Source organism: Brevundimonas sp. LM2 (assembly GCF_002002865.1).
In the GTDB taxonomy this organism is placed as follows: domain Bacteria; phylum Pseudomonadota; class Alphaproteobacteria; order Caulobacterales; family Caulobacteraceae; genus Brevundimonas.
Genome location: NZ_CP019508.1, coordinates 2,914,462 through 2,941,332, shown reverse-complemented (window position 1 = coordinate 2,941,332; position 26,871 = coordinate 2,914,462). Strand labels below are relative to the sequence as shown.

Sequence of the window (26,871 nt, the reverse complement as noted above, 5' to 3'; positions counted from 1 at the left end):
CGGGCCGCAGAGGTTCAAGAAAGATGCGGACCTGGAGGTCCGCGCGCCCTCAAAGGCGCTCGAGAAGCTCCGCCGCGAACGACGACAGGGTGTCGTCCCGCGCCCCCATGACGATGATCCGGTCGCCGGGCCGGGCCAGCGCGACCAGCCGCTCGCCGCAGGCCGCGCGGTCGGGCAGGGCCTCGGCGTTGCGTCCGGCCGCGCGCACGCCCGCGGCGATGTCCTCAGACCCCACGCTGCGGTCGGTGGTGCCGCCGTAATAGACGGGCTCGGGCATCAGCAGGACGTCGTCGGGGCGCATCAGGCCGGCGAAGGTGTCGATAAACTCGGTCCGCATCAGCTTCAGCGGGCCGAAGCCGTGCGGCTGGAACAGGATCAGCAGCCGCCCGTCGAAGGCGTGCAGGGTCTTGACCGTGGCGGCGATCTTGTCGGGGTTGTGGGCGAAGTCGTCGAGCACGGTGATGCCGTTCGCCGTGCCGACCACCTCCATCCGCCGCCGGATCCCGGCGAAGGTCTCCAGCGACGCCACCGCCTGGTCCAGCGGCACGCCCAGCGCCCGCACAGCCCCCAGGGCGGCCAGGGCATTGGCGACATTGTGCGCCCCCGGCACGTTCAGGGTCGCGGCGATCCGCGCGCCGCTGGACCGCTCGGTCAGGGCGAAGGTCATGCCGGCGGGCAGGGGGACCAGGTCGTGGGCCGACAGATCGGCCGCCTCATTGCCCAGGGCGAAGGTCAGCACCGCCTCGGCCCGGCCGTCGTCGACCAGGGTCTGGGCCAGGGCGGCGGTCTCGATATTGTCCAGGTTCAGCACCGCCGTCCGCGCGCGCCCGGTGAAACCCCCGAACAGGTCGCGCAGCTCCTCCATCGACTTGTGGTCCAGCGAGATGTTGGACACCACGGCCACGGTCGGGTCGTAGCGGGCGATGGAGCCGTCGCTCTCGTCGACCTCGGCCACGAACAGGTCGGGGGATCCGATCAGGGCGCTGGCGAACGGATGGTCGGCGTCGGCGAAGTTGCGCATCACCGCCCCGTTCATCACCGTCGGGTCGCGCCCGGCCTGGTCCAGGATCCAGGCGATCATGCCGGTGATGGTGGACTTGCCGCTGGTGCCGGCGACCCCGACCGAGGTGGGGGCGGCGTTGAAGATCCGGCTCAGCAATTCGGGCCGGGTGACGATGGTCGCGCCCAGCCGTTTCGCCGCCCCGATGTCGGGCACCGTGTCCTCGACCGCCCCGGTGGCCACCACCGTCTGGTCGGCGCGGATGCCCGATCCGTCTTGCGGGAACAGGGTCACGCCGTGGGCGCGCAGCCAGTCGAACTTCTCCGGCGTCCGGCCCTGGTCCAGCGCCCGGTCCGAGCCCGCGATCGTGCCCCCCTGGGCCTGGACGATCATGGCCAGCGGCAGCATGCCCGATCCGCCGATGCCGCAGAAGAAATAGGATGGTTCGCTCATGCTGCGGTGACTAATGTGCCCGCGACGGGGAGGCTACAGCAGAATGAAGATCGGTATCGTCGCGGTCTCCTCGCGCTTCTCTATCGAGCGGGCCGAGGCCATCGAGGCCTGGATGGAGACGAACTTCCCGGCCCGGAAGGTGGCGGTGGTGATCCACCCGTCCTCGCTGGAGAAGTCCGGCCATTTCAGCGGTGACGACGCCACCCGGGCGCAAGCGTTTGTCGACTATGCCAACGACCCGCGCATCGACGCCGTCTGGTTCGCCCGGGGCGGATACGGCTCGTGCCGCATCGCCGAGGCGGTGCTGCCGCGCCTGACCGAGGTGGCCCGCCAGAAACGCTATCTGGGTTATTCCGACGTCGGATCACTGCTGGCCATTCTGTACAAGGCCGGCTTTCCGCATCTGGCCCACGGGCCGATGGCGTCCGACGCCGTGCGCCACGACGACACCGCCTTCCGGGCCCTGAACTGGCTGCGGAAGGGCGCGACCTCGTCGTGGGAGCCGTCGCTGCACGACGATCCGCGCCCGGCCGTGGCCTTCAACCTGACGGTGCTGGACCAGCTGCTGGGCACCCCGCTGGAGCCGGACCTGACCGGCCATGTCCTGATGCTGGAGGACGTGTCGGAGGCCGCCTACCGCATCGACCGGATGATGTTCCACCTGAGCAGCCAGGCGTCGATCCGGCGGGTGGCCGGCATCCGCGCGGGGCGGTTCAGCGAGGTGCCGGTGAACGATCCGGACTTCGGGATGACGGGGGAGGAGATCGTCCGGTACTGGTGCGAGCGGTCGGGGATTGCCTATCTGGGGCGGGCGGATGTCGGGCATGACGGAGAGAACAAGGTGGTGCCGTTCGGGGTGCGGTGATCGCTATGACAAAATGGCTTCTGCTTCTTCCTTCTGTGCCTGGCATCCGAACAAAGCTGAGTTAAGCGGCAGCCTTGGCATCCATGATATGGATCCGATGTAAGATACCCTCGCGGTATGTCGCCTTCGCTTGGACGTCGAGCATCTTGGTTACCGACTGGGTGTAAACGTTCTCGCCGTCAGTGAAGGCTGGGTCGCGAACCTCTGCCGTAACGTACCGACCCGGCACGTTAGGGTCTTCCACTTTAAGGGTACGGGTGTGGACGGTTATTCCATCCACCTTCAGGCGCATCGGTTGCATTTCAGAGACCTCTAGATCGCTTCGAGACCTCAGAGCTTGCGCCATTGGTACGTCAAAAACGGTCGGATCGTCATCGTTTGCCGAAGTGATCGTGAGTTGCTCTGCTGACCTGCCGACGGGGGCCATCATTTGGACAGCAGCCGGGCGTAGACGATCAATAACCCCTAGAAGAGTTTCGCGTTCGCGCTGCCTATCGTCCTTCTCGACCTTCATAAGATCCAGCACCTTCTCCACCTCGGAAGCCGACTGGCCCCTTGATCCTCCGAAACGCTTTATCGTTGCCGAGATCAGATGCTTGGCTATTGCCCCGCCGGCAGCGAGCAGGGCGGGCTTTAGGATTGGCAGGACGCCTTGGGCCAGTTCAATAACCGCATCAAGCTGAACGCAGCCGTCACGAGGCGGCGTGGCCTTGATTGCCAGCATTAACTTTGAGCGAGGCGGCACAGAGCCGGTCGCGAGGGCATTAAGCCCCGCTGACAGCGTTTTTTCGAGACCTATCATCGCCTCGCCAAATAGGCGCATGTCGATGACATGATCATCTGCGTCGAGGCCGTCGAACCGGATGTTGATCCTGAACTGTTCCACCCAAGCCCCTCAAGTCTCCGGCACAGCTAGCCAGCAACTTGCGCGGGAGTCGAGTCGCGCACCGTGGGCGCGTCCCGCTATGGGCTGGCGCGCATTTTCACCGCTCTGCCTCCAAGAGGACTTAGCGGCCCGCCACACCCATCCTACCTGAAGGCCGACTTGGAATCGCGTCTTTCAATAAGGTCATCGGCTAGGTCGATTAAGCCTCCTTCTGTGCACGTTTCTGCAAACTCTTCAACTTGGCTGCCACAGGAGCGAAGGTGCCATACTTGGTGACTTCCCACTCTTGTTTTAGTAGAGATTGGGCGGTCCGTAGGGCTCCGTCGATCTTCTTAATGTACTCGTCGTGGCTGCCTACGTTGATAAGTGCATCTAGACTCAAGGTGAGTTCTTCATGCAAGCGCTCAGCTGGATTCAGCCTTAAGAGGACTCGGCGATGAGCGGCCATTGATAGGTGGGATTGCTCGCTTAACGCGTCTATTTTCGGCTCGGCGGCTGATTGGTCGCGGACAAGTTTTGCGATCCGATCAGAGGTTGCAAACACTTCCGCTAAGTCGTTACGCAATGCGTTTATCCAAGCTTGGCGGAGCTGCGCGATTGCGACACCGCGAGCGATCAAAGCTGCCAATATCGAACCGAAGCCAAATACCGCAAGAAGCGCGATCCAATTAGTTGTATCCATTGTTGCCCCTAGTCGCGCACAGTCCTCTGACATTCTTGCCGTTAACGGAGGAGCCGTCCAGTATTGTCCCGCTTCCAAGCCCAATTTTGCAAATCAGATCTACCGATCTTCGTGTGAATAGCGGCGGGGCTCCCCCTTCCGATGATCGGTGGCCTCGCACTCGCCGCGATATCGAAGGCTGGCCGATGCTGGACCAAATGGTCGAATTGCTTCCAGAGCACTTGCGGCAAGGGCGATCACAAAAACGATGCGTTCCGGCAACGCGTTAACGCTTTCGCACTCGTTAGCGGCGAACCCCCTCGACAGCGAACGCGGGTCCGGGCCAGATGCCGTCGATGAGGCGTAACGGGTCCCGACCCTGCTGATCCCGGAAACGGGCGGCCAGGATCGGCGCACTGGAGGGAACCGTTCTCGCGATTGCGACGGCCGTGTCGGGGGACACGGTCGCGGCGGCTGAGGGTCGCCGCCTCATCATTTCCGCCGGGGCCCGTCTCCATGATCTGGGGGCGGGCCCTACGGCCGGCCCCAGATCATTGCCGGCGCGATGAATCCCTTTCGGGCCTGACGCGTTAAGCCGGGCAAGGAGATCCGCATGACCGACGCCCTTCGCTATTACGCCCACACCGACAGCGGCCACGGCCACCTGCTGGAGGCCTCAAGCTATGAGGACGCGGCCCTCAGCTTCGCCGAGGCCCATGCGCCGATGGCCGACGACGACGCCGTGCGGGTCGTGGTCCAGGCGGCCGACGGCGGGCCGGAGCACTGTTTCGTCATCCACCTGCACAGCGGGGCGGTGGAGGCCTGCGGCTAGGCTGGATTGGCGCTGGAAGGTTCATCACGAAGGACACGAAGGAAGGCACGAAGAACACGGCGGGAACGTCGTGGCCTTAAGGGCGGTGTCTCCCTCAAAGTCGCTTAATCGCGGCTTCGCCGCCTTCGTTCCTAGCTTCGACTTCAAGTCGTCTCGATGGGCCATCGGAGCCCGGCTGCTGCACCGGCACAGGACCCGTCGTGTCCTTTGTGCCTTCCTTTGTGCTCTTTGTGATGAACCCGATGGCCGGGAGCTCAGGCCGCCTCCGCCTTGGCCACCACCAGGGCGTCCAGGGCCTGGACCAGGTCGGCGATCAGGTCGTCTTCGTGCTCCAGACCGACCGACAGGCGCAGCAGGCCGTCGGTGATCCCGGCGACGACGCGGGCCTCGGGCGTCATCGAGGCATGGGTCATGGTGGCCGGGTGGGCGATCAGGCTTTCAACCCCACCCAGGCTCTCGGCGAGGGTGAAGGTGTCCAGGGTCTCGACCAGCTGGCGCACCGCCGCGACGCCCCCCGCCAGTTCGAACGACAGCATGGCCCCCGGCCCCTGCTGCTGGCGCGCGGCCAGGGCGTGGTTGGGGTGGGATTTCAGCCCCGGATAGTGGACGGCCGAGACGGCGAGGTGGCCCTCCAGCAGGGCGGCGACCTTGCCCGCCGTGGTCTGCTGGCGCTCGATCCGTGCAAAGAGGGTCCGCACGCCGCGCAGGGTCAGATAGGCGTCGAACGGCGAGCCGGTCACGCCCTGACAGTTGGCCCACCAAGCCAGTTCGGCATGGTCCGCCGGATCGGCCGCGATCACCGCGCCGCCGACCACGTCGGAATGGCCGTTGATGTATTTGGTGGTCGAGTGGACCACGATGTCGGCGCCCAGCTCGATCGGACGCTGCAGGGCGGGCGACAGGAAGGTGTTGTCGGCCACCACCCGGGCCCCGACCCGGTGGGCGCGGACGCAGATGTCGGCGATGTCGACCACGCGCAGCAGGGGGTTAGACGGGGTCTCGACCAGGACCATCTTCGGGTTCAGGGCCAGGGCGGCCTCGAGCGCGACCGGATCGCCCTGATCGACCCACAGCACCTCGAAATGCCCCTTCTTCGCCCGGGCGCACAGCAGCCGGTGGGTGCCGCCGTAGCAGTCGTGCGGGGCGATCAGCAGGTCGCCGGGCGACAGCAGGGTCAGGGGCAGGTCGACCGCCGCCATCCCCGTGGCCGTGACCACGCAGCCGGCGCCGCCCTCCAGCTCGGCCAGGGTCTCGGCCAGGACGTCCCGCGTGGGATTGCCCGAGCGGGAATAGTCGTATTTCCGCTTCTGCTCGAAGCCCGCGAACGAATAGTTCGACGACAGGTAGAGCGGCGGCATGACCGAGCCGTGGGCCGTGTCGGTGTCGACGCCCGAGCGGGCGCAGGTGGTGCGGACGTCGTGGGGGCGTTTGGTCACTGGTCGATATCCTTCAGGGCAGAACGGAGGATGGCGGCGACCGCCGCGTCCTCCTTCAGAAAGGCGTCGTGGCCGTACAGGGACGGGGCCTCGACCAGACGGAACAGGTTCGGCAGGCGGGCGGCCAGTTCGCGGATGTCGTCGATCGGCACCAACCGGTCCGAGGCGAAGCCGATTAGGGTCACCGGGGTGCGGATGGCCTCGGGCGTCACGGCGTGGCGGTCGATCGAGTCCGACAGCGACAGCCAGCGGGCCGGGGTGGTGTGGGTGCGATAGGCCTTGCCCCGCGCGGTCAGGTATTCGCACACCGGATAGGCCTGACCGGCCTCGGCCGGGGCCGTGGTCTCGAACCGGTCGGCGAACTCCTCGGCCGTGCGGTAGGTGGTCATGGCCAGTTCGCGGGCCAGGGCCACGCCGTCCTCCGGCCGCCCGGCGGCCTCGGCCAGCTGCAGGATGCGGCGTTGGATGCCGCGCCAGGCGGTGGCCTGGGGGTGGGCGCGGTGGGCGGCGGAAACGACGACCAGCTGTTCGACCCGGTCGGGGAACAGCTCGGCGAAGGCCAGGCCGATCATGCCGCCATAGGAACAGCCGACGAAGGCCGAGACGATGGGGTCGCCGACGTGGTCGAGGAGCAGACCCAGCAGCCGGGCCTGGTCGTGGGTGGTGATGGTGACGGGCCGGGCACCCTCGGCCGCCTCGGGCGCGTAGTCGAAGGCCAGGACCTGGAACCGGCTGAGGTCGATCGGGCCGCGGATCGAGACCGCCCCCGCCCACCAGCCCAGGCCGTTGGTCTCGGTGCGGTGCACGAACCGTCCGGCCGAGATGCCGCCGGCGACGACGACCAGAGGCGCCCCGACCCGGCCGTGCAGCCGGCCGACGACCTGGCCCTGACCCAGCCGCTCGCCCGAGGCGAGGCGGAAGTCGGCGGGAATGGCGACGGCGATATCCGCCGCCTCATTGCCGCGCCCGGCCAGATGGGCCGTGCGGCGACAGAGGGGCTCTGCAGCCTGCGTCTGGGAGAGGGTCTCGGTGTCGAAAGCCATGGCGTCGTCTGCATCGTCCCGCCCAGCAAGGCTCCGGATGCGATGACAGATCGTGGAGACGTCGCCTCGTCGACGCTCCACTCATCTCTCGCGGAACCACCGAAATGGATCCTCGCAGGAGTTGGCACCGTTCGGCTGGAAACCGGTGGTTGCCCCGACGTCAAAGGGCCTATCCCTCGGTCGGTCTTGATGAGTGACCTTACGTTGGAGCCGAGTGCGGCGCCGGTCAAGCGAAAAAATCGACCCCCGTGGCTAACGACAGATGAAAGACGGGGTGATTTCGACCCCATTAGACACGCCAACGCAAAATAAGTGCGGCTGTGACTTGACGGCAGGCCGCAAGCCCGACACCCTGAGATCAACGCTATTTCACAAGGTTTCGCTCGTGTCCCGTCTCGGCCGCATCGCCGTTTCGACCTCCACCGCCGCCCTCGGGGCGCGGTCGATGACGCTCGCGACCCTCATTTCGACCACCACCGGTATGACCATCACCGGCCCCTCGCGGGCGGGAACAGGTTAGCGCACGGGGATCGAAAGACCTTCAGCCAACCCAGACCCGCCCGGCCCCGGCCCGGCGGGTTTCTTTTTGCCTTGAACCCAGACCCACACCGAACGGAACACCTCAATGCCCAACGCCCCCCATCTCGCCGTCGTCGAGAAACCGGCCCCCAAACCCAGCGCCGAACCGACCCCCGCCGCCGAGGTGGTGGTGCTGAAGTTCGGCTCCTCCATCCTGCGCGACCGGTCCTGCGCCCCCGAAGTGGCGTCGGAAATCTACGGCCATGTCCGGGCGGGGCGAAAGGTGATCGCCGTGGTCTCGGCCCTGGGCGGCCACACCGACCGGCTGCTGGCCGAAGCCCGCGAGCTCGGTCTCGATCACGAGAACGACCTGCTGCCCGCCTATGTGGCGTTGGGCGAGGAGAAGGCGGCGGCCCTGGTGGCCATCGCCTGCGACCGGATTGGCCTGGACGCCACGGCGGTCTCCGTCCGCGACCTGGGCATCGTGGCCGAGGGACCGTCCGAGCATGCGCATCCGGTGTCGCTGCGCAGCGAGGCCCTGCGCCGGGCCCTGGCGGAGCATCAGGTCGTGGTGGTGCCCGGCTTCGGCGCGGTGGGATCGAACGGCAAGGTGGTGCTGCTGGGACGCGGCGGGTCGGACCTGACGGCCGTCTTCCTGGCCGCGGAGCTGGGCCTGAAACGGGTGCGTCTGGTCAAGGACGTGGACGGGCTCTACGACCGCGACCCGGCCAAGGCTTCCGGCAAGCCGCTGCGCTATCGCCGCGCCAGCTGGGACGACGCGCGCCGTCATGGCGGGGCCCTGGTCCAGCACGACGCCATCGACCTGGGGCAGGAACGTCTGGTCGAGATCGAGGTCGCGGCCCTGGGCCGGGCCGACTGCACCGTGGTCGGCGACGCCTCGGCCCCGCCCGGACCCTCGGTGCCCGATGCCCCGCTGAAGGTCGCCATCGCGGGCTGCGGCGTGGTCGGCGGCGGGCTGCTGGCCCGGCTGCAGCAGGATCCGCGCTTCCAGGTCGTTGGCGTCCTGGTCCGCGATCCGAAGAAGCCCCGTGACGTCGCCGCCCCGGCCGAGCTGTTCACCAACGATCGCGAGGCCCTGCTGGCGCTGAAGCCCGACATCCTGCTGGAAGCCCTGTCGGAGGGTGGGGCCGGGCACGACCTGATCCGCTGCGCCCTGGAGCGCGGCATCGACGTGGCCAGCGCGAACAAACAGGCCATCAGCCGCGACCCGCAGGGCCTGGCCGACGCCGCCCGCGCCCACGGCACGCGCCTCGCCTATTCGGCGGCGGTCGGTGGCGGGGCCCCGATGATCGAGACCCTGCGCGCGGCCAAGGCGGCCGGACCGGTCAAGGGGTTCGAGGCGGTGCTGAACGGGACGGTCAACTTCATGCTGACGCGGCTGCAGGCGGGGGCCGATTTCGCCGACGCCTTGGCCGACGCCCGGGTCGCGGGCTTCGCCGAGGAGGACCCGTCCTCGGACCTGGAAGGCCGCGACTCGGCCGCCAAGGTCCGGCTGCTGGCCTTCGAGGCCTTCGGCCGCACGCCCGCCGAGGCCGACGTGCCCTGCGCCGTCCTGTCGGACGCCTTCCACGTCTCCGGCCCGGTGCGCCAGATCGGGGCCTGTTTCCGCGAGGGGGAGGGGCTGAAGGCCTCGGTTTCGCTTGACGCCGGGCTGGACGATCCGTTCTTTCAGGCCCTGGACGGGGAGCGCAACGCCTTGAAGGTCTATGGCGAGGACGGGCGGGTGTGGGCCTGCAAGGGACGCGGCGCGGGCCGCTGGCCGACGACCGAAAGCGTGCTGGCCGACCTGGCCGACATCGTGCGGGCGCGACATGCGTCGCTGGGGCATCATTAAAGAGTGGCCGTCTTCACTCCGGTCTCGGACGATCAGGCGAGAGCCTTCCTCGAGGCCTACGACCTCGGGGCCTTCCGGTCGCTCCACCCCATCGCCGAGGGGGTGGAGAACACCAACTATCGGCTGGAAACCGAAGGGGCCCGCCACGTCCTGACGCTGTTCGAAGTGCGCACCGATGCCGCGTCTCTGCCCTTCTGCCTGGGCCTGACCGACCATCTGGCCGGGCAGGGGTTTCCCGCCCCCCGACCGGTCCCGAACCGCGACGGGGCCTGGGTCGGGACGCTGAACGGGCGGCCGGCGGCGGTGATCGAATGGCTGGGCGGAGCGTGGCTGCGCGACCCATCTCCGGCCGAGGTCGGGGCGGCCGGGACCATGCTGGCGCGGTTGCATCTGCAGGCGGCGAGGTTCGCGGGCGAACGCCTCAATCCCGTCGGCCCGGCGATGTGGCGCACCCTGGCCGACCGCTGCCAGACGGCGGCCACCGGCGAGGACCGCACCCTCCTCGACGGCGTCGAGGCGGCGCTTGCGAACCTAGGTGATCCGTGGGCGGACGATCTGCCGCGCGGGCCGATCCACGCCGACTATTTCCCCGACAATGTGCTGTTCCAGGACGGTGCCGTGTCCGGCGTCATCGACTTCTATTTCGGCTGCACCGACCTGCTGGTCTATGACCTCGCCATAGCGCTCAGCGCCTGGGGGTTCGACGGGGCGGGCATTCCCATTCCGGGGGCGGTCGCGGCCTTCCGGCGGGGCTATGAGGCCCTGCGCCCCCTGACCCCGGCCGAGGCGCGGGCCCTGCCGCGCCTGGGCCAGGCCGCCGCCCTGCGGTTCACCCTGACCCGGCTGCACGACCGCATCTTCCACGACCCGACCAAGCTGGTGACGCCCAAGGATCCGGGGGCCTTTTTCCGCCGCGCGGCCTGGTGGCGGAGGCATGAGACCGTGATGCCTGCGACATTGTGAGGGCAGCTTGGCGCTAGGAACCCGGGCGGCGGGGTGCGGTTAGCAGGGGCACACCTCCCCAAACCGCAAGGCCACTTCCCATGTCCGACCAGTCCCGCCGTACCTTCGTCGCCGGCGCCGGCGTCGCCGCCGCAGCCCTCAGCACCACCCCCGCCGGGGCCCAGACCGCCGCCCCCGCCGCCCAGGCCGGTGCCCCGACCCCGCCCGACGCCTCCGCCTATCCCAAGCCGCCCTTCGCCAACCAGCGTCAGCCCTGGCCCGGCCTGGTGTCCGAGATGAACCCCCGCCCCGACCACGGCGAGACCAGCTATCGCGGCACCGGCCGGCTGACCGGCAAGCGCGCCCTGATCACCGGTGGCGACAGCGGCATCGGCCGCGCCGCCGCCATCGCTTATGCCCGCGAGGGGGCCGATGTGGTCATCAACCACCTGCCCGCCGAACAGTCCGACGCCGACGAGGTCATCGCCCTGATCCGCGCCGAGGGCCGCAAGGGCGTCTCGATCGCCGGCGACCTGCGCGAGGAATCCTTCTGCCGCGAGCTGATCGAGCGGGCCGCGCGCGAGCTGGGCGGGCTGGACATCCTGGTCAACAACGCCGCGCGCCAGCAGACCCAGCCGACCATCGGCGACATCACCAGCGAGGCCTTCGACGCCACGATCAAGACCAATGTCTATGCGCCCTTCTGGCTGACCAAGGCGGCGGTCGAGCGGATGTCGGCGGGGGCGGTGATCGTCAACACCTCGTCCGAACAGGCCAGCGACCCGTCCGAGGATCTGGTCGACTATGCGATGACCCGGGCCGCCGTGCTGAACTTCACCAAGTCCATGGCCAAGCAGCTGGCTCCCAAGGGCATCCGCGTCAACGCCGTGGCCCCCGGCCCGTTCTGGACCCCGCTGCAGGTCTCGGGCGGCGCCAGCCCCGAGAAGCTGCAGAGCTTCGGCTCGCAAAGCCCGATGGGCCGCCCCGGCCAGCCGGCCGAGATCGCTGGGCTCTTCGTGGCCGCCGCCGACCCCTGGATCAGCTACTCCACCGGTCAGATCTTCGGCGCCACCGGCGGCGGCGGCCAACCGGCGTAGGTTGGTCGCCAAGCGTACCCAGCGTCGGCAAGAGCCCCTCCGTCTCTCCGCTGCGCTCCGAGCCACCTCCCCCCGCCTTCGGCGCGGGGAGGAGACGGTACGGCTCGTCTCCTCCCCGTTCGCCGCTTAGCGAATGGGGAGGGGGACCGCGAAGCGGTGGAGGGGTTCTTAGCCGCGGACTCGGTCTTCGGCGTTCATCCTGATCCAACCCAGTACGCCTTCAAGATCAGTGCGCACCCGCTCCGCCGCGATGCGCAGCACCGCAGTATTCTGCTTTGCCAGCCACGCCGTTCGGGCTGTGTCCTTCTCGAACTGCTCCGGGCCGCCGTGGTGCTGTCCGTCCACCTCGACCGCTAGGCGAGCCTCCGCGCAATAGAAGTCGAGGACATACGCTCCCACCGGGTGCTGCCGGCGAAACTTCAGTCCGCCCAGCGCCCGTCGTCTTAGACACACCCAAAGCTTAGCCTCCGGCGGCGTCAGCGTCCGTCGAAGCACGCGCGCCCGGCTCACGGCACCTTGCGTCGTCAAGAGCCCCTCCGTCTCTCCGCTGCGCTCCGAGCCACCTCCCCACCGCTTCGCGTCGGGGAGGAGACGCTTTACCCTCCAAACCCCCGCACCGCCGCCAGCGCCTCTTCCGCCTCCGCTCCGATCACCTCGAACCGCTCCGCCCGGTCGCCGAGGTCGCGGATGACCTTGGGCGGGTCGGGGTCGAAGCCCAGGACGGGGGCGACGTCGCGGCCGAACTTGGCGGGGTGGGCGGTGGCCAGGGCGATCACCGGCCCCGCGGACCGATCGAGGCCGCGCGCGGCCGACAGGGCGACGGCGGTGTGGGGGCAGACGACCTGGCCCCAGGCGGCGTGGGCGTGGGCGATCTCGGCGCGGGTCGTGGCCTCGTCGACCGAGACGGCCGAGACCTCGGTTCGCAAGGCGGCCAGCAGGTCGGCGGGCAGGGCGACCGACCCGGTCTTCGCGAAGTCGGAGAAGACGCCTTTGGTCATCCCGGCGTCGCGGCCCGAGGCCTCGAACACCAGCCGTTCGAAATTCGACGGGGCCTGGACGTCCATGCTGACCGAGGCCGTCTCGACGGCGGCCTTGCGGGCATAGACCCCCTCGTTGATGGCGCGGGCCAGGGCGTCGTTGGCGTTCACCGCCGCCACGAACCCGGCGACCGGCAGGCCCATGTTGCGGGCCGCGATCCCGGCGAAGGCGTCGCCGAAATTGCCGGTCGGCACGACGAACACCGGGGCCCGGGTCTCGCCCATGGCCGCCAGCTGCGACACGGCCGAGACATAGTAGGGGATCTGTCCCGCCAGCCGGGCCCAGTTGATTGAGTTGACGCTGCTGAAGCGGCCCTGCGCGCGCAGGGATTCTTCGGCCAGCAGCCCCTTCACCAGACGCTGGCAGTCATCGAAATCACCTCGGACGGCCAGGTTCAGCACATTGTCCGCCTCGACCGTCGTCATCTGGCGGCGCTGCACGGCCGAGACCCGCTCGTGCGGATGCAGCACGATCAGGCGGATGCGGGGCTGGTTGGCGAAGGCGGCGACGGCGGCCGCCCCGGTGTCGCCGCTGGTCGCCGTGACCAGGGTCAGGGTCTCGCCCGATGCGGCCAAGGCCTCGGACGCCAGGGAGGCGGCCAGTTGCATGGCCAGGTCCTTGAACGCCGCGGTCGGGCCGTGGAACAGCTCCAGCAGATAGAGGTCGTCCTCCAGCCGGACGAGCGGCGTCACCTCGGCGGGCGCGAACCCGGCGACCAGCCGTGCCAGGGCCCGGTCCAGCGAACCAGCGGGCAGGGCGTCGCCGACGAAGGGGGCCATGGCGGCCTGGGCGATCGCCACATAGCCGCGGCCGGCGGACCAGGTGTCGGGGCTCAGCGTCGGCCAGGTCTCGGGCATATACAGGCCGCCGTCCGGGGCCATGCCGCGCAGCAAGGCCTCGACGAAATCGGTCGCGGGCGCGCCGCCGCGCGTGGAGACATAGCGATCGGGAGACTGGGCCATCGCCGTTCTGGTTAGCCAGCGGGCCCGCGTGCGTCAAAGCCCTTTCCCCCGCCAGTGGAGGAAGGCCTGGGTCCGATCACCGACAGGTCCGCGAATGACGCCCGGATGTGCTACAGGGCCCTTCGTCCGGTGGGCAAAGTGCACGAAGTGCACAGAGTACACCCTGTTTTCGCCGTCTCCCGCCCCCAGATAGCCGCCCATGACCCCCGTTCCCGCTCACCGCCTGTCGGTGGCCCCCATGATGGACTGGACCGACCGGCACTGTCGGGCCTTCCACCGCGCCCTGAGCGGCCGGGCCCTGCTCTATACCGAGATGGTCACCGCCCCGGCGGTGCTGCACGGCGACCGGGAGCGGCTGCTGGGCTTCGATGCGGTCGAGCATCCGGTGGCGCTGCAGCTGGGCGGATCGGACCCGGACCAGCTGGCCGAGGCGGCGCGGATCGGGGCGGCCATGGGCTATGACGAGATCAACCTGAACGTCGGCTGCCCGTCCGACCGGGTCCAGTCGGGCCGCTTCGGGGCCTGTCTGATGAGGGAGCCGGAGCTCGTCGCCGACTGCATGGCCGCCATCGCCGGGGCCGTCGATGTGCCCGCCACGGTCAAATGCCGGATCGGCGTCGACGACCAGGACCCGGTGGTCAGCCTGTTCGCCACCGTCGATGCCTCCGCCGCCGTCGGTGTCACCGCCTTCATCATCCATGCCCGCAAGGCCTGGCTCAGCGGCCTGTCGCCCAAGGAGAACCGCGACGTGCCGCCGCTGGACTATGCCCTGGTGCGCCGGCTGAAGCGCGAGCGGCCGCATCTGACGATCTGCATCAACGGCGGCATCGCCTCGCTGGACGCGGCCGAGGCCCATCTGGAGGAGGCCGACGGCGTGTTCCTGGACGGCGTCATGCTGGGCCGGGCCGCCTATCACGAACCCGCCCTCCTGGGTCAGGTCGACCGGCGGCTGTTCGGCGCGGCGGGCGGGGACGTCGATCCCTTCACCGCGATCGAGCGCTACAAACCCTATCTGGCCGCCCGCCTGGCCGAGGGCTGGGGCCTGCACGCCATGACCCGACACATGCTGGGGCTGATGCACGGCCGCCCCGGCGCCCGCGCCTTCCGCCGCATCCTGACCGTCGAGGCGATCCGGCCCGGCGCGGGGCTGGAGGTCGTCGACCGGGCCGTCGAGGCGGTGCGCGAGGCCGAGGCCCGACGCGAGCGGCTGGGCGAAGCGGCGTGAGGGCTTGACCGGTCTGCCGCTCAACGAGCTGGCGCTGCTGGCCGTCGCCGTGCTCGCGGCCGGGCTGGTCGGCGGGCTGATCGCCGGCCTGTTCGGGGTCGGGGGCGGGACCGTGCTGGTGCCGGCCCTGTTCTATGCCTTCTCGGTCCTGGGGCTGGGCGGGGAGAGCAATCTGCACGTCGCCATCGGCACCTCACTGCTGACCATCGTGGCCACCTCCTGGCGGTCGCTCGGGGCGCACCGGGCCCACGGGGCGGTGGACGAAGAGGTGCTGCGGACCTGGACCCCCTGGGTCGGGGCCGGGGCCCTGGTCGGGGCGGCGGTGGCCGGTGTGACCTCGATGGAGGGGCTGGCCATCGTCTATGGCGTCTGTCTGGTCGTGATCGCGGCCCAGATGGGGCTGCTGCCCGAGCGGATCACCCTGCGGCCGGACCTGCCGACCGGGGCGACGCGACGCTGGACCGGAGGGCTGATCGGCCTGTTGTCGGCCATGATGGGCGTCGGGGGCGGCAGTTTCGGGGGCATGCTGATGACCCTGTGCGGCCGGCCGATCCATCAGGCGGTGGCGACGGCTTCGGGCTTCGGCATCGCCATCGGGGCGGCGGCGGCGGTCGGGTTCGTGGCCTTCGGCTGGAGCGCCGACGGACGGCCGCCGCTGAGCCTGGGCTATGTCAATGTTCCGGCGGCGGTGGTGATGGGGATCCTGACCACCCTGGTGGCCCCCTTCGGCGCGCGACTGGCGCACCGTCTGGACCGCACCGTGCTGCGCCGGGCCTTCGCCGTCTATCTGCTGGTGACGGCCCTTTCGGTGATGATCAACGCCCTGTGAGCGCTTTCCAAGCTTGGCGATAAAGCCCCGGTAACGCCTGGGGTGCAGGGGTGGGTTAACCCTGATGGAGCCCGCCATGACCCGCCACGCCTTCGCCGCCCTCGCGGTATCCTCCGCCGCCCTCGCCTTGGCCTCGACGGCCCAGGCCCAGGACGGACGCTTCGCCGTGGGGGCCCAGGTGGGCACGCCCGGCGCAGGGGTCCAGGCCCAGTTCGCCCTGACCGACACCGTGGTCCTGCGCGGCTCCTACGACATGCTGCGCTACGACCGCGACGACACCTATGACGACGTCGACTACAGCGCCGAGCTGGAGTTCAACTCGCCGGGGGCCTTCATCGACCTGCACCCGACCGGCAATGCCCTGTTCGTCTCGGCCGGGGCCTTCTTCGGCGACCGGAGCGTGAACCTGGACGCGACGCCCACCGGCGACACCCAGATCGGCAGCCAGACCTTCACCCCCGCGCAGATCGGCAATCTGACCGGCACGATCGAGCTGGAAAGCACGGCGCCGTTCGTCGGGATCGGGTTCGACAACACCTTCACCACGGCCGGGCGCTGGGGCTTCCGGCTCCTGGCCGGCGCGGCCTTCGGCGATGAGCCTCAGGTGGACCTGAACGCGAGCGGGGGCACGCTCTCCAACGATCCGACCTTCCAGCAGCGGCTGGCCGAGGAAGAAGCGCAGATCCAGGAGGACGCCAACGACTACGACGTCCTGCCGGTCGTGCAGCTGGGCCTGAACTACCGCTTCTAGACGCCGCGATCAGGGGCGCAGGGTCAAACCGGTGGGGCGGGCTTCGAAAGCGGACAGCCGCCCCAGATAGCTCATCCCCAGCAGGGAGTGGGGCAGGCCCTTCTCGACCACCAGGGCCTGCACCTTCTCCACCCGCGCCCCGGCCACGGCGACGTGATCCAGCTCGACGGGAGCGGCCCGGACCGGGCCGGACGCCGTCTGGACGGTGACGGTGAAGTCGGCGGGCGTCAGGTCGAGGCCCAGTCGCTGGGCATCGACCCGGGTCAGGGCGACGACGCTGGCCCCGGTATCGACCAGAACCCGGACCGCCCGGTTGTCGATGTCGGCCTCGGCCCAGAAATGACCGTCGGCGCTCTTGGCGATCTGCGCGGTCTGGCCCGCGATGGGGGCGGCGGCGGGCGCGACCGCCGGGGTGGCGGCCTCGGCGACGCGGGGCGTCTGATGGCTGAGCATCCCGGCCACGGCGAGCGACGACAGCGTCGCCGTTCCCATGACGAAGACCGATTTCAGTTCGAAACGCACCAGCACAGACCCAAACAGCGAGGCCGCGGATGCGGCAGCGTCCACTCTGCGCGCTCGACCTTGGGATGCGGTGAATCGAGATGGCTGACGAAAGGTTTACGCCTCAGTCGCCCCTCAGCGCCGGATCGACGCGCAGGCGGCGTTCCGGAAGTTCGCTCATGATTTCAGTTCGCTGAGCCGCCTCCATACGGCTCCACTCGGCGATCTCCGCCAGGGTCCGGTAGCAGCCGAGACACAGGCCGGAGGCGCCGTCGATGACGCAGACCTGGATACAGGGGGTCGCAATCGGACGGGGCAGGGGTGCGGCATTCAGCGACATGTTTACGAAATATGCTCCGGCACCGGACTAAAAACTTGCAAATATCGCGCGATGTGCGAAGGTGTCCTCGACGCGAAACGACTAAGAGGGTGCAAACCCCTGCAAGCACGACGCGTCTCTTTTCATCGTTCAGCGAAAGGAGACGCCACATGAACGACCGTGACAAGAACCTTCAACACGCCATGATGTCCTTTGCCCTGTGGGGCGGGATGCTGGTCAACACCAAGGCCCCCCGGCCGGATGACCGGGTGGTCAGCCATCCGTCGAACTTCGAGCCCTTCCGCTTCGGCAAGAAGAGCTGAGACGAAAAAGCCCCGGCGATCCGCCGGGGCTTTTTGCTGTCGGGGCTCGGGCCGACGATCAGTTGGCGGCGCGGGCGGGCGGGGCCTGCATCGAGCGGTCGGCCGGAACGCCGACGGCGGCGGTGCGCGGCGCGCCGGCGGTCTGGCCCGGTTTCATGAACTTGACCAGCACCCGCTGGCCGATCAGCAGCGGCGCGTCGCCGGCCGTCACGACCACCTCGACGACCCGCTCGTCGGAGCGCTGCGAGGGATCGTCCGAGGCCAGCTTGCGGGCGCCGAACACGGCCGCGCGGCGCAGCACGGTGCCGACGTAGACCTTGGAGGGATCGCCTTCCGGGGTGATCTCGACGGCCTGGCCGGTCACCACGTTGGGGATGTCGCTTTCGACGATCTCGGCGCGGGCGATGCGCGGGGCCACCGGCTCCAGATCGAACATATTGGACACGTTCAGGGTCGAGGCGCCCGCGCCCGGGTTGGCATAGCGGCGGACGATGCGGCCGTCGGCGGGCGAGCGGATCACCGTCAGTTCGACGTTGTAGGCGGCCTGGTCGCGGCGGGCCCGGGCGGTCTGGACGGCGGCCTGCTGGGCCCCCAGCTGGGCCTGGGCGGTGGAGACGGCGTCGCGGGCCTGATCGACGCGCTGGGCGGCGACGAAGTTGGTGGCGACCAGGGCCTGCAGCCGTTCCAGCTCGCGCTGGGCGGTGCGGATGTTGACCTGGATCAGGTTCAGCTGGCTCTGGGCGGCGGCGAGGTCGGCGGCCGCCGTCTGCAGCGCCAGGCGCGGCTCGTCGTCCTCCTGGCGCGCCAGGATCTGGCCGGCGACGACGGTGTCGCCCTCCTGGACCAGCACTTCGCGCACGATGCCCCCGCGGCGGGCCGCGATCTGGATGATGCCCCCCTCGATGTCGACCTTGCCGTTGGCGATGGCCGCATAGGGGCTCTCGACCTTGTTGGCCTCCGCCTCGGCGGCTTCCGCCTTCTTGGCCTTGTCGGCACCCTGCATCATGGTGAAGCCCACGACGATCACGATGATCAGCAGGATGCCGATCCAGAGCCATTTGTTCTTCAGGAAGGCGGGCATGGGCGGGGTCCTTGCGGCGTGGTCTTAGTGGGACGCCAGGGTGGCGTTCGGATTGGGCGTGCGGCGCTCGTCGCTGATGATGACGCCGTCCTCGATCTTGACGACCCGGTCGGCCCATTCCTCCAGGCGGGGGTCGTGGGTGACGCAGATCACGGCCGCGCCGTGTTCGGTCGCGGCCCGGCGCAGCAGGCGGATGACGACCTGGCCGTTCTCGCCGTCCAGGGCCGAGGTCGGCTCGTCGGCGAACAGGATCTGGGGGTCCTTGGCCAGGGCCCGGGCGATGGCGACGCGCTGCTTCTCGCCGCCGGACAGGGAGGCGGGGCGCTGGTGCAGGCGCTTGCCCAGGCCGACCTCTTCCAGGGCCAGGGTGGCGCGCTTCCTGGCCTGGGCGGGGGTCAGGCCCTGGAACTTCAGCACCACCTCGACCTGCTGCAGGGCCGACAGGGCGGGGAACAGGTTGAAGCCCTGGAAGATGAAGCCGCAGTGATCCAGGCGGAACTTGTCGATCTTGCCGGCGGACAGCTTCCACAGGTCGTCGACGTCGAGGGTGTCGACGCGGCCCTCTTCGGGACGCAGCAGGCCGGACAGGGCGGCGATCAGGGTCGATTTGCCGGAGCCGGACGGGCCCATGACCATGGTCAGGTCGCCGTGGCGTGCGTCGAAATCGACGCCTTTCAGCACCTCGACGAAGGCCTTGCCCGACTTGAACCGCTTGCGGATGCCCTTGGCCTCGATGGCGAAGTCGCCGTGCTTGCCGTGGACGGTGGTGTGCGGGCTCATCGCAGAAGGTCCGCAGGCTGGCTGTTCTTGAGGATGCCGAGGGACAGCAGGCCCGACAGCATGGCGATGATGATCAGACCGCCGCCGACGATGATCAGCAGCAGGGGCGGCAGGGCGATGATGACCGCCCCCGTCATGGCCAGCCACTGCACCGCCAGGGTCAGAAGGATGGCGGCCAGCACGCCGACGCAGCCGACCCAGAAGCTCAGCTCCATGACGATCCGGTTCAGCGAGCCCATGCCGACGCCCAGGGCTCGCAGCGAGGCGAACTCCTTGATATTGGCCATGATGGCCCCGCGCAGCGTCTGCCAGGTGATGGCGATGCCGATGATGGTGCCCAGCACGACGCAGCCGCCGATGATGATCACCAGGATGCCTTCTTCGAACATGGCCATCTGGTTCGCGTCGGCCAGTTCCTGACGCGTCCAGGCCTTCCACTGGTCGTTGCCGGTGGCGTTCAGCTCGGCGGCGACCCGCTCGGCCTGGGCGGGATCGCGCAGCTTGACCATCAGGGGGCCGACGCGCGGGCCGGTATCGGCCTGGCCCACCATCCGCAGGGTGTCGCGCGACATGATCACGGTCGACTGCATCATGTTGGGATAGCCGCGCGTGATCCCGACGACGGTCACCGTCTGGCCGTTGTACAGGGCCTTTTCGCCCAGTTTGACGCCCAGCTTGGTCACGGCCGTCTCGTCGATGGCGACGGTGTAGGGCTGGCGCAGGGCGTCGACCAGTTCGCGCGAATAGTCGGTCGGAATGGTCACGGCGCCCGGGGTGGTGTCGATGATCGAGGCCTGGACGAACTCCTGCCGCGGCGCGCCCTGTTTGGCCCGGTCCGCCTGCGACAGGGTGGGGTCCACGTTCTTGATCGACTGGAAACTGCCGCCCGCCCCATCGAGGGGCTGGACCTCCACCACCTGGGGGTTGTTGTAGACCAGGGGAATGAACCGGCGCGGCACGCCCGAGGGGCCGCCCATCAGCGACTTGGCTCCGGGCTGCATGACGATGATGTCGGCGCTGGAGCGCTCGATGGTCGCGGTGAATCCCTTGCCGATGCCGATGAAGACACCGGTCATGGCCAGGACCAGCAGGCCGGACAGGGCCAGGGCCATGACGGCCGCCATATAGCGGCGCCACTCGAAGAGCAGCGTGGAAAGCGCGAGCGACATTGTGTCTGAATCGTCCCTGACTTGCGACGATATGTGAGGCCGCAAAGGGTTGGCACCAAGTTAAATCGAGGTAAGGCGGTCCGCCCCGACGTCGGGGGGCTTGCGGCCCGTCGTTCGCCGGGCCTAGCTAGACAGCAGCCAACAATTCCGCCGAGCCCATCGGCGAACGGGAGACGATCCATGAGCCTGCGCATCCTCGGCACCGCGACCTCGGGGCTCGCCCTCGCCCTGGCGACCCTCGGCGTTTCGACCACCACCGCCCGCGCCGACGAAGGCATGTGGACCTTCGACGCCTTTCCGATCGCGGCGGTGAACGCCCGTTACGGCACCAACATCGATCAGGCCTGGCTGGACCGGGTGCAGAACGCCGCCGTGCGGATCCAGGGCTGCTCGGCCTCGCTGGTTTCGGGCCAGGGCCTGGTCCTGACCAACCACCACTGCGTGGTCAGCTGCGTCCAGGACCTGTCGGACGCCCAGAACGACTATGTGAAGACCGGCTGGATGCCCGCCACGCGCGAGGACGAGAAACAGTGCCCGGGCCAGACGGCCGAGATCCTGACCGACATCACCGACGTGACCGACCGGGTCCTGGCCTCCGGCACGGGGCTGGAAGGCGCGGCCTTCGTCCAGGCGCGCTCGGCCGAGACCCAGGCCATCCAGACCGAGGTCTGCGGCGACGACGTCAAACTGACCTGCCAGGTCATCAGCTTCTACCGCGGCGGTCAGTACAAGCTGTACAAGTTCCAAAAATACGAGGACGTCCGGCTGGCCTTCGCGCCCGAGTTCCAGGCGGCCTTCTTCGGCGGTGACCCCGACAATTTCAACTTCCCCCGCTATGCCCTGGATATGGGCTTCCTGCGGATCTACGAGGACGGCCGGCCGGTCGAGACCCCCAACCACCTGACCTGGAACGCCGAGGCACCGAAGGTGGGCGAGCCCGTGTTCGTGGCCGGCAACCCCGGCTCGACCTCGCGCCTGCTGACGATCAGCCAGCTGGAGCGGTTGCGCGATCAGGTCCAGCCGCTGTCGCTGATCCAGTGGTCGGAACTGCGCGGACGCCTGACCCAGTGGTCCTTCACCGACGAGGAGACGGCCCGGGTCGCGGTCGATCCGCTGTTCGGCCTGGAAAACAGCTTCAAGGCCACCTTCGGCCAGCAGCAGGCGCTGCTGGACCCCGCCTTCCTGCAGGTGAAACGCGACGAGGAGGCCCGCATCCGCGCCGGCGTCGCCGCCGATCCCGCCTTGGTCGAACGCATCGGCGATCCCTGGACCGACCTCGAGCGCATCCAGGCCCAGGCCGGCGCGACCTTCCTGCCCTACCGCCAGTTGGAGGCTTCGGCCGGTCAGGGCTCCAATCTGTATCAGTACGCCAAGGCGATCGTCCGGGCGTCCAAGGAACGCGCCAAGCCGGTGGCCGAGCGCCGTCCGGGCAACAGCGACGCCGACATCGCCGCCCTGGGCCGCCGCCTGTCGGCCGAGACCCCGATCACCCCGGGGCTGGAACAGGTCTATCTGACCTTCTGGCTGACCAAGACGCGCGAATACCTGACCGTGGACAATGCCGATGTGCAGCGTCTGCTGGGCCGCGAGAGCCCCGAGGCCCTGGCCGCCCGCCTCGTGTCCGGCACGGGCCTGGCCGATCCGGCGCGCCGGGCCGAACTGCTGGCCATGACGCCGGAACAGCTGGCGGCGTCGGGCGATCCGCTGATCGAACTGGTGCTGAACAACGACGAGGCGGCCCAGGCCCTCCGGGCCGGCTGGGAATCGGCCGTGTCCGGCCCGACCGCGCGGGCGGCGGAAAAGGTGGCCCAGGCCCGGTTCGCGGTCCTGGGACCGAACCAGTACCCCGACGCGACCTTCAGCCTGCGCCTGTCCTACGGGGCGGTCCAGGGCTGGACCTATCGCGGGACGGAGGTCCCCGCCTTCACCGACATGGGCGGCCTCTATGAGCGGGCGACGGGGGCCCAGCCCTTCGTCCTGGCCGAGAAGTTCGCCGAGAACGAGGCCCGGGTGAACAAGGAGATCGTCTACGACTTCGTCTCCACCAACGACATCATCGGCGGCAACTCGGGCTCGCCCGTGATCAACGCCGCCGGCGAGGTCATCGGCGCCGCCTTCGACGGCAACATCCATTCCCTGGGCGGGGCCTTCGGCTATGACGAGGCGCTGAACCGCACGGTGAGCGTCTCGACCGCCGCCATCACCGAGGCCCTGCGCAACGTCTACGACCAGCCGCGCCTCCTGGAAGAGCTGGGCGTGGAGTAGAGACCACGCTTGTCATCCCGGAAGCCGCGAAGCGGCTATCCGGGACGCCCTTCTCACGTATTGACGTTCTCCCGGAAATCGCGCAGCGATTGTCCGGGAGCCGGTCATGCGCGCGCACGATTACTGGGTGTACATCCTGGCTGACGGCCCCTGCGGCTGGCTGTACGTCGGCATGACCAACGATCTCATCCGACGCGTGGATGAGCACAGGCAGGGCGAGTTCGACGGCTATACCCGCGAGCGTGGCATCTATCAGCTGGTCTGGTACGAGCGTCATCAGTACGTCGATCAGGCGATCCTTCGGGAGAAGCGGATCAAGCGTTGGCGGCGGCCTTGGAAGTTCGCCTTGGTCGAGACGGACAATCCGCGGTGGCTCGATCTGTATGGCGGGTTTGTGCTGAGCCGTCGCCCGGATCAGCCCTGACGGTCTGTCCGGGCGAAGCGGGAATGGAGCGCGCTTCGTCCCGGATCTCCGCTTCGCTTCGTCCGGGATGACAAGGCAGCAGTCATGCTTGACGAGGCCTCCTTGCTGCCTTCCCTTGCCCTCCGAATAACTCGGAGTCCCTCATGCGCCTGATCCTCGCCGTCACCACCGCCCTGACCGTCGCCGCCACCGGGGCGCGGGCCGAGGAGGGGATGTGGACGTTCGACAACTTCCCCATCGCCCGGGCCAATGCGACCCTCGGCACCAGTATCGACCAGGCCTGGCTGGACCGGGTGCGGCTGAGCTCGGTCAAGTTCGGCGGGTGTTCGGCGGGGATCGTCTCGGACGCCGGCCTGGTCATGACCAACAACCACTGCGTCGCCACCTGCGTGGCCGATCTGTCGACCCAGGCGGTCAACTATGCCGAGACCGGCTTCACCCCCCGCACTCGCGAGGAGGAGACGAAATGTCCCGGCGGCACGGCCGAGGTCCTGACCGACATCAGCGACGTGACCGAGCGGGTGCAGGCGGTCGGCGCGGGCCTGACCGGCCAGGCCTTCACCCGGGCCCGGGACGCCGAGATCGGCCGGATCGAGCAGGAGGCCTGCGGCGACGCCACCGACAAGCGCTGCCAGGTCGTGACCCTTTACCGGGGCGGCCAGTTCAAGCTGTATACCTACAAGAAATACACCGACGTCCGCCTGGCCTTCGCGCCCGAGGATCGCGCCGCGACGTTCGGCGGCGATCTGGACAATTTCAGCTTCCCGCGCTTCGCCATCGATGCGGCCTTCATCCGCCTCTATGAGAACGACGCCCCCGCCGAGACGCCGACCCATTTCGTCTGGAAGGCGGACAAGCCGGTCGAGGGCACTCCGGTGTTCGTGGCCGGTTCGCCCGGCGCGACCCAGCGGCTGCTGACGATGGACCAGCTGGCCACGGTGCGCGACGTGGTCCTGCCGATGGACCAGCTGATCGCGTCCGAGCTGCGCGGCCGGCTGATCCGCTTCAGCGCGGAGAGCGAGGAGAACGCCTTCATCGCCATGGATCCGATCGTCGGGCTGGAGAACACCTACAAGCGCGGCCTGGGCCGGATGCGGGCCCTGACCGACCCCGCCTTCATGGCCGCCAAGGCTGAGGCGGAAGATGAGTTCGAGACCCGCGCCACGGGCATGGACAACGGCATCCGGGACGGCGGGATGGATCTAGTGGGGGCGGGTAACCCCTGGGCGGCGCTGTCCGCCGTCCAGCCGATCGCGCGCGAGCTCTATCCCACCATGGCCCTGCTGGAAGGCGGAACCGGCATGGGCACGACGCCGGTGGCCGGCGGGTCGCAGCTGTTCGGCTGGGCCCGGGCCCTCGTGCGCGGGGCGCAGGAACGGGCCAAGCCGTCGGCCGAGCGCCTGCCGGAATACGGCGATGCCCGCCTGGCGTCGCTGCAGTCGGCCCTGTTCGCCGAGCGGCCGACCTATCCGGCGCTGGAGCAGGTGCGGATGGAGTGGTGGCTGTCCAAGACGCGCGAATGGCTGACCGTCGACCATCCGGCCGTGCGCGGCCTGCTGGGCCAGGAGTCGCCCGAACAGCTGTCCGCCCGTCTGGTCGCCGGCACCAAACTGGGCGATCCGGCGGTGCGGCGCGCCCTGTGGGAAGGTGGCCTGGCCGCCGTCGAGGCCTCGGACGATCCGATGATCCAGTACCTGCTGTCGATCCAGGACGAGACCCGCGCCATCCGCAGCGACTGGGAGACCCGGGTCCAGGCCCCGACCGACCAGGCCTCCGAGCGGCTGGCGACGGCCCGGTTCCTGACCTACACCGACAGCGTCTATCCCGATGCGACCGGCACCCTGCGCCTGACCTATGGGCTGATCGAGGGCTCGGACGTGCCGGGCCAGCGCTTCGGGCCCTTCACCACCTTCGCCGGCCTGTGGGACCGGGCGACGGGGGCCGCGCCGTTCGACGTCGCGCCGAAACTGCTGGCGGCCAAGGACCGGATCGACGCCGACGCTGTGATGAACATGACGGTGTCGTCGGACACCATCGGCGGTTCGTCCGGCTCGCCGGTGGTGACGGCGGCGGGCGAGATCGTGGGGGCCAATTTCGACTCCACCGTCCTGACCCAGAGGAACGCCTATGGCTATGACCGCACCGTCAACCGCAGCGTGATCGTGACCACCGGCGCCGTGACCGTGGCCCTGCGCGACGTCTATGACATGGGCCGTCTGGTCGAGGAGCTGGGCGCGCGTTGAGCGGACTGACCACCCGGGCCGCCACCCTCGACGACCTGCCGGCCCTGCACCCTCTGATCGAGCGGGCCTATCGCGGCGAGACGGCCAAACTGGGCTGGACCAATGAGGCCGACCTGCTGGACGGTCAGCGGACCGACGTCGAAGAGCTGACCGAGATCCTGACCGATCCCGCCCGGATCATGTTGCTGGCGGAGGACGTCGGCACCCTGGTCGCCTGTCTGCAGCTGGTCGATGAGGGCGACGGCACGGCTTATCTGGGCCTGCTTTCGGTCGAGCCGGAGCGGCAGGCGGGCGGCCTGGGCCGGTTCATGATCGCGGCGGCGGAGGCCGAGGCCGTGACCCGCTTCGGCGCGCGCACCCTGCGCATGACCGTCATCCGCCAGCGCCCCGAGCTGATCGCCTGGTACGAACGCCGCGGCTACGCCTTGACCGGCGAGACCGAGCCGTTTCCGCTCAGCGACGAGCGCGCCGGCCTGCCGAGGCGGCAGGATCTGGAGTTCGTGGTGCTGGCGAAGGGGCTGGGATAGCACCAGCCTGACCAGAAGCCCTTCCCCCGCGCTTTGCGGGGGAAAGCCGTCCGTCTTCGAGCGGAGCGAGAACAGGACGGATGGGGGAACTTGATCATGGCCTGCTAAGCCAAGAAAGACTCCCCCCATCGGCCCTGGATCGCTGCGCGATCGACGGGCCGCTTTCCCCCATGAAGAATGGGGGAAGGGCAGCCAAGGCTGGCTCCTAATCCGCTTCCTTCAGCGACCGGCGCGCCGTGTCGAAATACTGCCAGCCGGTCCAGACGGTGGCGATGGCGGCGAACCAGATCAGGCTGTCGGCGAACAGCTGGAAGGCCGGCAGCCATTCGAAGTCGAGGCCGAAGCCGTCCCAGTTGCGCGCGAACAGCTGGGCCCCCAGGGCGACCAGCTGGACCGTGGTCTTCCACTTGGCCAGGGTGGTGACCTCCAGCGTGATCCGGCCGGCGATGGTCTCGCGCAGGGCCGAGACGGCGAATTCGCGGAACAGGATCAGACCGCAGGGGATGGCGATCTGGGGAACCGATCCCGAGGTCAGCACGCCCAGGATGGCCCCGGTGACCAGGATCTTGTCGGCTATGGGGTCCAGGATGGCGCCCCAGCGCGTCTCGGACTTCCAGCGCCGCGCCAGATAGCCGTCGACCCAGTCGGTCGAGGCGGCGACGACGAAGATGTAGAAGGCCGCGCGGTACAGACCGAACTGGTCCTCGGGGCTCAGATAGGCCGACAGGATCGGCACGCCGCCGGTCGCCCCCGCCAGGATCAGGAACATCACCACCCCGGCCACCAGCCGCAGGCCGGTCAGGATGTTGGGGATGGGGTTGGCGTGGGGAGTGTGGGTCATTCAA

26 protein-coding genes and 1 riboswitch are annotated in these 26,871 nt (G+C 68.9%); of the genes, 13 read left to right on the top strand and 13 right to left on the bottom strand.

The genetic code is table 11. The annotated features are described in order from the left end of the window. Positions 1 to 49: 49 nt before the first annotated feature. The gene (gene murC, locus BZG35_RS14590; protein ID WP_077356652.1) at positions 50 to 1,453 is read right to left on the bottom strand and encodes a UDP-N-acetylmuramate--L-alanine ligase; all 1,404 of its coding nucleotides are present in this window, start codon (positions 1,451 to 1,453) and stop codon (positions 50 to 52) included. 43 nt (positions 1,454 to 1,496) lie between these two features. On the opposite strand from murC, the gene BZG35_RS14585 reads away from it, so the two are divergent. Next, positions 1,497 to 2,318 (top strand): LD-carboxypeptidase, encoded by an 822-nt coding sequence (locus tag BZG35_RS14585; RefSeq protein WP_077356650.1) that lies wholly within the window; start codon positions 1,497 to 1,499, stop codon positions 2,316 to 2,318. Between the two features lie 61 nt (positions 2,319 to 2,379). Here BZG35_RS14585 and BZG35_RS14580 read toward each other — a convergent pair whose 3' ends face one another. Together BZG35_RS14580 and BZG35_RS17730 are read right to left on the bottom strand one after the other, a co-directional pair. Further along, positions 2,380 to 3,204, bottom strand: coding sequence for a hypothetical protein (locus tag BZG35_RS14580; RefSeq protein WP_077356648.1), 825 nt, complete (start codon positions 3,202 to 3,204; stop codon positions 2,380 to 2,382). A gap of 199 nt (positions 3,205 to 3,403) precedes the next feature. After that, positions 3,404 to 3,886 (bottom strand): hypothetical protein, encoded by a 483-nt coding sequence (locus tag BZG35_RS17730; protein ID WP_150126058.1) that lies wholly within the window; start codon positions 3,884 to 3,886, stop codon positions 3,404 to 3,406. Between the two features lie 592 nt (positions 3,887 to 4,478). Between BZG35_RS17730 and BZG35_RS14570 the strand changes: the two genes are divergently transcribed. Beyond that, complete coding sequence (locus tag BZG35_RS14570; protein WP_077356644.1) at positions 4,479 to 4,697, top strand: DUF5961 family protein; 219 nt, start codon at positions 4,479 to 4,481, stop codon at positions 4,695 to 4,697. A 254-nt stretch (positions 4,698 to 4,951) separates the two neighbouring features. Here BZG35_RS14570 and metB read toward each other — a convergent pair whose 3' ends face one another. Both metB and BZG35_RS14560 read right to left on the bottom strand, forming a co-directional pair. Further along, positions 4,952 to 6,133, bottom strand: a complete 1,182-nt coding sequence (gene metB / locus BZG35_RS14565) for a cystathionine gamma-synthase (protein ID WP_077356642.1) — start codon at positions 6,131 to 6,133, stop codon at positions 4,952 to 4,954. Next, positions 6,130 to 7,176: a homoserine O-succinyltransferase gene (locus BZG35_RS14560; RefSeq protein ID WP_077356640.1), complete on the bottom strand. Its 1,047-nt coding sequence runs from the start codon at positions 7,174 to 7,176 to the stop codon at positions 6,130 to 6,132. Before BZG35_RS14560 ends, metB begins: the two co-directional genes overlap by 4 nt. Before the next feature lie 78 nt (positions 7,177 to 7,254). Beyond that, positions 7,255 to 7,372, bottom strand: a riboswitch (SAM riboswitch). 429 nt (positions 7,373 to 7,801) lie between these two features. Between BZG35_RS14560 and BZG35_RS14555 the strand changes: the two genes are divergently transcribed. The 3 genes from BZG35_RS14555 (at position 7,802) to BZG35_RS14545 (ending at position 11,589) form a co-directional block, all read left to right on the top strand. Further along, positions 7,802 to 9,550, top strand: a complete 1,749-nt coding sequence (locus BZG35_RS14555; protein WP_077356638.1) for a homoserine dehydrogenase — start codon at positions 7,802 to 7,804, stop codon at positions 9,548 to 9,550. Between the two features lie 3 nt (positions 9,551 to 9,553). Continuing rightward, complete coding sequence (thrB, locus tag BZG35_RS14550; protein WP_077356636.1) at positions 9,554 to 10,513, top strand: homoserine kinase; 960 nt, start codon at positions 9,554 to 9,556, stop codon at positions 10,511 to 10,513. An 80-nt stretch (positions 10,514 to 10,593) separates the two neighbouring features. Then, the gene (locus tag BZG35_RS14545) at positions 10,594 to 11,589 is read left to right on the top strand and encodes an SDR family oxidoreductase (RefSeq protein WP_077356634.1); all 996 of its coding nucleotides are present in this window, start codon (positions 10,594 to 10,596) and stop codon (positions 11,587 to 11,589) included. Positions 11,590 to 11,757: 168 nt separating this feature from the next. Here BZG35_RS14545 and BZG35_RS14540 read toward each other — a convergent pair whose 3' ends face one another. Continuing rightward, positions 11,758 to 12,117, bottom strand: a complete 360-nt coding sequence (locus BZG35_RS14540; protein WP_253189190.1) for an endonuclease domain-containing protein — start codon at positions 12,115 to 12,117, stop codon at positions 11,758 to 11,760. 68 nt (positions 12,118 to 12,185) lie between these two features. Then, on the bottom strand, positions 12,186 to 13,589 hold the full coding sequence (thrC, locus tag BZG35_RS14535) for a threonine synthase (RefSeq protein ID WP_077356632.1): 1,404 nt from the start codon (positions 13,587 to 13,589) through the stop codon (positions 12,186 to 12,188). A 199-nt stretch (positions 13,590 to 13,788) separates the two neighbouring features. On the opposite strand from thrC, the gene dusA reads away from it, so the two are divergent. The 3 genes from dusA to BZG35_RS14520 all read left to right on the top strand — a co-directional run bounded on the left by dusA (position 13,789) and on the right by BZG35_RS14520 (position 16,394). Then, entirely contained in the window at positions 13,789 to 14,814 is a 1,026-nt protein-coding gene (gene dusA / locus BZG35_RS14530; protein ID WP_077356630.1) for a tRNA dihydrouridine(20/20a) synthase DusA, read from the top strand. Positions 14,815 to 14,818: 4 nt separating this feature from the next. After that, positions 14,819 to 15,643 (top strand): sulfite exporter TauE/SafE family protein, encoded by an 825-nt coding sequence (locus tag BZG35_RS14525; protein WP_077356628.1) that lies wholly within the window; start codon positions 14,819 to 14,821, stop codon positions 15,641 to 15,643. A 76-nt stretch (positions 15,644 to 15,719) separates the two neighbouring features. Further along, positions 15,720 to 16,394 carry a hypothetical protein gene (locus BZG35_RS14520; RefSeq protein WP_077356626.1) on the top strand — a complete coding sequence of 225 codons (675 nt, stop codon included), beginning with the start codon at positions 15,720 to 15,722 and terminating at the stop codon, positions 16,392 to 16,394. 9 nt (positions 16,395 to 16,403) lie between these two features. Here the strand turns inward: BZG35_RS14520 and BZG35_RS14515 are convergent, their stop codons facing one another. Further along, a complete protein-coding gene (locus tag BZG35_RS14515) occupies positions 16,404 to 16,919 on the bottom strand; it encodes a TIGR02281 family clan AA aspartic protease (protein WP_253189355.1) in 516 nt (171 codons plus the stop codon). A gap of 100 nt (positions 16,920 to 17,019) precedes the next feature. Next, positions 17,020 to 17,235: a DUF1289 domain-containing protein gene (locus BZG35_RS14510; protein WP_077356624.1), complete on the bottom strand. Its 216-nt coding sequence runs from the start codon at positions 17,233 to 17,235 to the stop codon at positions 17,020 to 17,022. Between the two features lie 149 nt (positions 17,236 to 17,384). Here BZG35_RS14510 and BZG35_RS18015 point away from each other — a divergent pair, with 149 nt between their 5' ends. Continuing rightward, a complete protein-coding gene (locus BZG35_RS18015) occupies positions 17,385 to 17,537 on the top strand; it encodes a hypothetical protein (protein ID WP_171981971.1) in 153 nt (50 codons plus the stop codon). Between the two features lie 58 nt (positions 17,538 to 17,595). On the opposite strand, the gene BZG35_RS14505 is transcribed toward BZG35_RS18015, so the two are convergent. Genes BZG35_RS14505 through BZG35_RS14495 form a run of 3 tightly spaced genes read right to left on the bottom strand, consistent with a single transcriptional unit; the run spans position 17,596 to position 20,567 of the window. Next, positions 17,596 to 18,618 carry an HlyD family secretion protein gene (locus BZG35_RS14505; RefSeq protein ID WP_077356622.1) on the bottom strand — a complete coding sequence of 341 codons (1,023 nt, stop codon included), beginning with the start codon at positions 18,616 to 18,618 and terminating at the stop codon, positions 17,596 to 17,598. A 24-nt stretch (positions 18,619 to 18,642) separates the two neighbouring features. Next, on the bottom strand, positions 18,643 to 19,398 hold the full coding sequence (locus tag BZG35_RS14500) for an ABC transporter ATP-binding protein (protein WP_077356620.1): 756 nt from the start codon (positions 19,396 to 19,398) through the stop codon (positions 18,643 to 18,645). Beyond that, a complete protein-coding gene (locus BZG35_RS14495; protein ID WP_077356618.1) occupies positions 19,395 to 20,567 on the bottom strand; it encodes an ABC transporter permease in 1,173 nt (390 codons plus the stop codon). The genes BZG35_RS14500 and BZG35_RS14495 overlap by 4 nt, the downstream gene beginning before the upstream one ends. Before the next feature lie 180 nt (positions 20,568 to 20,747). Here BZG35_RS14495 and BZG35_RS14490 point away from each other — a divergent pair, with 180 nt between their 5' ends. The 4 genes from BZG35_RS14490 to BZG35_RS14475 all read left to right on the top strand — a co-directional run bounded on the left by BZG35_RS14490 (position 20,748) and on the right by BZG35_RS14475 (position 26,026). Beyond that, the gene (locus tag BZG35_RS14490) at positions 20,748 to 22,832 is read left to right on the top strand and encodes a S46 family peptidase (RefSeq protein ID WP_077356616.1); all 2,085 of its coding nucleotides are present in this window, start codon (positions 20,748 to 20,750) and stop codon (positions 22,830 to 22,832) included. Between the two features lie 106 nt (positions 22,833 to 22,938). After that, complete coding sequence (locus tag BZG35_RS14485; protein WP_077356614.1) at positions 22,939 to 23,256, top strand: GIY-YIG nuclease family protein; 318 nt, start codon at positions 22,939 to 22,941, stop codon at positions 23,254 to 23,256. Positions 23,257 to 23,399: 143 nt separating this feature from the next. After that, on the top strand, positions 23,400 to 25,499 hold the full coding sequence (locus BZG35_RS14480) for a S46 family peptidase (protein ID WP_077356612.1): 2,100 nt from the start codon (positions 23,400 to 23,402) through the stop codon (positions 25,497 to 25,499). Beyond that, positions 25,496 to 26,026, top strand: a complete 531-nt coding sequence (locus BZG35_RS14475) for a GNAT family N-acetyltransferase (RefSeq protein WP_077356610.1) — start codon at positions 25,496 to 25,498, stop codon at positions 26,024 to 26,026. The genes BZG35_RS14480 and BZG35_RS14475 overlap by 4 nt, the downstream gene beginning before the upstream one ends. Positions 26,027 to 26,231: 205 nt before the next feature. Here the strand turns inward: BZG35_RS14475 and pgsA are convergent, their stop codons facing one another. Continuing rightward, positions 26,232 to 26,867: a CDP-diacylglycerol--glycerol-3-phosphate 3-phosphatidyltransferase gene (pgsA, locus tag BZG35_RS14470; RefSeq protein WP_077356608.1), complete on the bottom strand. Its 636-nt coding sequence runs from the start codon at positions 26,865 to 26,867 to the stop codon at positions 26,232 to 26,234. Positions 26,868 to 26,871: the final 4 nt, after the last annotated feature.